The 4025-nt window shown below is 61.5% G+C and carries 6 protein-coding genes; all 6 read left to right on the forward strand.

What is annotated here, in order from left to right; genetic code table 11:
- Positions 1–302 precede the first annotated feature (302 nt).
- The 6 genes from P1T08_18370 (at position 303) to P1T08_18395 (ending at position 3957) form a co-directional block, all read left to right on the forward strand.
- The gene (locus P1T08_18370; protein MDF1598041.1) at positions 303–503 is read left to right on the forward strand and encodes a hypothetical protein; all 201 of its coding nucleotides are present in this window, start codon (positions 303–305) and stop codon (positions 501–503) included.
- The gene (locus P1T08_18375; GenBank protein MDF1598042.1) at positions 503–2161 is read left to right on the forward strand and encodes a nucleotidyl transferase AbiEii/AbiGii toxin family protein; all 1659 of its coding nucleotides are present in this window, start codon (positions 503–505) and stop codon (positions 2159–2161) included. The genes P1T08_18370 and P1T08_18375 overlap by 1 nt, the downstream gene beginning before the upstream one ends.
- 58 nt (positions 2162–2219) lie before the next feature.
- Complete coding sequence (locus P1T08_18380) at positions 2220–2363, forward strand: hypothetical protein (GenBank protein ID MDF1598043.1); 144 nt, start codon at positions 2220–2222, stop codon at positions 2361–2363.
- 14 nt (positions 2364–2377) lie between these two features.
- Entirely contained in the window at positions 2378–2983 is a 606-nt protein-coding gene (locus P1T08_18385) for a DUF262 domain-containing protein (protein ID MDF1598044.1), read from the forward strand.
- A 278-nt stretch (positions 2984–3261) separates the two neighbouring features.
- Positions 3262–3660 carry a hypothetical protein gene (locus P1T08_18390; protein MDF1598045.1) on the forward strand — a complete coding sequence of 133 codons (399 nt, stop codon included), beginning with the start codon at positions 3262–3264 and terminating at the stop codon, positions 3658–3660.
- A gap of 45 nt (positions 3661–3705) precedes the next feature.
- A complete protein-coding gene (locus P1T08_18395; protein MDF1598046.1) occupies positions 3706–3957 on the forward strand; it encodes a hypothetical protein in 252 nt (83 codons plus the stop codon).
- The last annotated feature ends 68 nt before the right edge of the window (positions 3958–4025 follow it).

Genomic DNA, 4025 nt, shown 5'->3' on the forward strand with positions numbered 1-4025 from the left:
ACTACGCTCAACTGACCACTACCGGATGACTTGGAAACCAAACAACCGAGTCTCCATCAAACCCAGGGCGGTTCACCGACCACCCAGGAAGCGCCCTTCGATGGCAGCCTGGGCGGCCATCGCCGAGCGAACTCGGGTTTTGATGCGGTTGCGTTCGCCTTTGCTCATTCCCCCGTAGAGGCTCATCACCAGGTCGTGAGCATCTGAGCCTGGATCGACCCCGACGGCTGGAACCTAACGGTCACGCCAGTCCTAGTGGAGATCCCTCCCGGATACCCGACCACACCCCGGACAACATCTGCGTGACCGCCGACCTCCGCCTCGCCAACGGAGCGACACCAGCGAACACGATGGGAATCCGTGAGATAGCCGACCGTTCGTGGCTGCAATTCTCCTATCACATCGAAGCCGCCGACTGGCGGCCGCAGCCGGATCTCTCCCAATCGGACACGTTGGTGACGTACCTGGTCGGAGCTTTACATCGCCTCGAGGAGGTGAACTGATGGCTGGTCTACGATTCATCGACGACCTCGATCACCGCCGCGTGGCTCAGCACCTGTTCTCAGGGCCGGGGGAGCGGTTCGCGTTCCTGATTTGTCGCTGGCAGCCAACCACCGAAGGTCCGTCACTGGTCGTGGTGGATGCGACCCTCGTCGACCCGGCCGACGTTGCCGTCGATGATGACGGGTGGAGCATGTCCGACCGTGCCCTCGACAACGTGGTGAACACAGCGGCCACGACGGGCCTGGTGCTCGTCGAAGCCCACAATCACAGCCTCGGGCCACCGGGCTTCTCAGCGACGGATCGTGCTGGATTGGAGCCGTTCGCCAACTACGTCCTCGACTCGTTCCGTGACCGACCTTACGGCGCCACCGTCTGGGCGGACGACATGGTGTACGGGGAGTGGTTCAGCCGCGCCGGGGACAAGACCGAAACCGGCGTCATCGATCGGATCGTTCTCGCTGGTGCGACCCTTCAGGCGTTGACCGCACCCAATGCTGGCATGCGGCTCGACCAAGAGATTACCGATCGGCAACTGGCGGTCTTCGGCGTAACCGGCCAGCAAACCCTCGGGCGGCTACGCGTGGGCCTCGTCGGGCTCGGTGGCACCGGCTCCCACATGGCTCAGAATCTCGCCTACCTTGGGGTCCGAGAGTTCGTCCTCGTGGACGGTGACGCGGTTGAGGTCTCCAACCTCAACCGCCTGGTCACCGCCGAACGCGGCGACGTGGCGGCGCCGAAGGTTGTCACCGCCGAACGCACCATCCACACCATCGCACCAGACGCGGTCGTGCAAGGCGTCGAGGCAGCGGTCAGAGCTGAAGACGACCACGTCGCACGCCGGCTCGCCGATGTGGACCTGATCATCGGCTGCGTCGACAACGACGGTCCCCGCCTACTCCTCAACCGTCTCGCCGTGGCCCACCAGATGCCCTATCTCGATGTCGCTACCGGCATCACCGTCGACGGCGGCCGAACCGTCGAAGCCGGCAGACGCGTCGCCTTCACAGCCCCCGGTGGGCCCTGTCTTGGATGCACCCACGAACTCGACGTCAACGAGGTGGGCGACTACTTCCTCACAGAGGACGAGCGCCAACGTACCCAACACCACGGTTACCTTGCCGGCGACGACACGCCAGAGCTCGGCGCCCGCGGCGGAACGATGCCGACTGTGCTCCACCAGGTCACAAGCTTGATCGTGGAACACTCCGATATCGTTGGCCTCGATAACGACTTCGGCGAGGCAACTCCCGTGGAGCTTCAGGTGCTCGCGCCCGTACGTACGCTGATCGAAAAGCTCACGATCTTGCACCATGCTGCAACGATCGGCAACCCGGCAGAACAGGCCCGGCTCGCTCGTCACTATTACGACGTCTGGTGCCTCCTCAGCGATGAAGAGACCGTGGCCGCACTATCGATCTCGCCGGCCGACGTGCTCGTCCGCGAAGTGGCGACGTTCACCGAGGCAGCGGGTCTTGAGACCACAAGGCGCCCGCGGTCGGGCTATGCAGACTCGCCGGCATTCAACGTTGATACGAACGAGGCAGTTCGCGCCGCATTCAACGAAGTGGTGATAGATCAGCTCGTATGGCCAAGCGCGCCCAGGCCAACGTTCGAAGAGTGCTGCGCAGCAATCCACACTCGCTCGACTCTTCTCTGAAGAAACATGGAACCTGTGCAAGAGAGTGGCGTGCAACTCTCGCTGGAATCAGAGCGCGATGGCAGCGTCGATTATCGTCGCAGCACCGGTAGTGACTGTCATCACCGACGGTGATCAACCACTCAGAGACCAACAGCAGCCACAATCCTGGATATGCATGTTCATGTTCGGATCGACATCGTCAGCCGAGTTCGAAGAGTGACGTGGGAGTAGCCGATGCCTGAGGCCTACCTGGATGCACAGACCCAAGGGATCGGAGAGGTGATTCGCAGCCGAAGGCTTTTCCAGGTGCCGGATCATCAGCGAGACTTCGCTTGGACAAACGACGAAGTAGAGCAGCTCTTCAGTGACGTGGTCCGAGCTATTCAGGACACTGCCCCCGAGTACTTCCTCGGTCTCATCGTCTTAGTAGCACCAGGCGAAGGCGATGCGTGGCAGATCCTCGATGGCCAACAGCGGTTGGCGACCACGACCATGGTGTACGCCGCCACACGAACGTGGCTTCGGGAGCGAGGCTTCGATACCGACGCCCACGACATACAGCGCGAATACATCGGCTACCGGTCGCTTGGAGAGGATGACGATCTCCCGAGGCTGACCTTGACCAGGGCATACGCCGAACACGGCCCATCGTCCATGGCTGCTCGGAAGAGCCCGGTAGCTCCTGCCGTTCAGGATCCTGCATGGATCCTCGTCATACCCCCACTTGACAGTGCCAGAGCACTGCGTGGCGCACCACTCCGACGAACGACCCGGCCATTGGGCGAAGCTGGAGGATCAGCCGGACTCGGGCTCGGAGTATGTCAACCCATGATGGAGTGAGTCTCGCTCTGCTCTTTGGGCTCCGCAGGCGGCCGGATTCTCTCGAAAAGGGGATTGAGACCTGTTGACGGCCTGGCTCAACCGTGGTCAGATTAGTTGCAGAGGATCAGCGCAAAGCAAAGGAGGAAGGATAGAAGGATGGTTCTCATCGCTGGTCGCGCATCCGTGCCAGCACCGGCGATAGTCAGTTTCCGACTCTGCCGGAAGGGCGTTGTGCGGGACCCCCGCGGACGCCAAGCAGAGGTGAAGCACCAGGGCAGTTTTCAAGGGGCCACAACATGGCCAGGGCCATTATCCTTAGAGCACCGTTGGCCGCCATCTTGGCGTGCACGGCTCTCTTTGTAGGTTGTAGCGACACGACGAACATTCCTGTCGTAGACCTTACATCGTGTGACGATCTCTTCGATGTAGCCATCGAATCTGTCATTCGGTTGCGATCTGACAGCGCCACAATCACGGAACGGGCTTTTCTCCTAGTTGAGCCCGAAGCCGAAGCGGCGATGCAGGCGTACCTAAACCGGCGAGACGAAGTCAGAGACCGCGCCCGTCATCTCGGCTGCGACATGAGCGACCTCGATGAGAGGTATCGGAGCCGGGTGCTCGAGTTGGCGCCCGAGACCGAAGGCGGACTCATGGCTCTCGCAAATGGCTTTCACCTCGGACCGTTCGCGCCCTAGAGGGTTCAGACGCTCGACGCCGGCCTGCCTACGGAAGGAGGGACAATGCCTACTCGTTCCAAAGTATTGATTCTCCTCGCCGCAGTTCTCTTCGTGGTAGCCACAACCTCTGTCGCATCGGCAGATCACGGGTATTGGAGCAAGCACCAACACGTGATTGGCGAACCATCAGGTTCGGACTACTCCGCCTATGCAGTGGTCGACGCTGCCGACGCATTGTCAAGGGCCATCTTGATGTCCTCGCTGGTGGCCATCGGCGGTCCTCGCTGGTGGCCAAGAAAGGTCCTCGTGTTTTAGGTGTTACCTCCTCCGGTGGTGCGGTGGGTGAGTCGGTAGCTTTGGCCGGTGGTGGTGATGATGTGGGC

It is taken from the genome of Acidimicrobiia bacterium, from assembly GCA_029210695.1.
In the GTDB taxonomy this organism is placed as follows: Bacteria; Actinomycetota; Acidimicrobiia; order Spongiisociales; family JAHEDJ01; genus JAHEDJ01.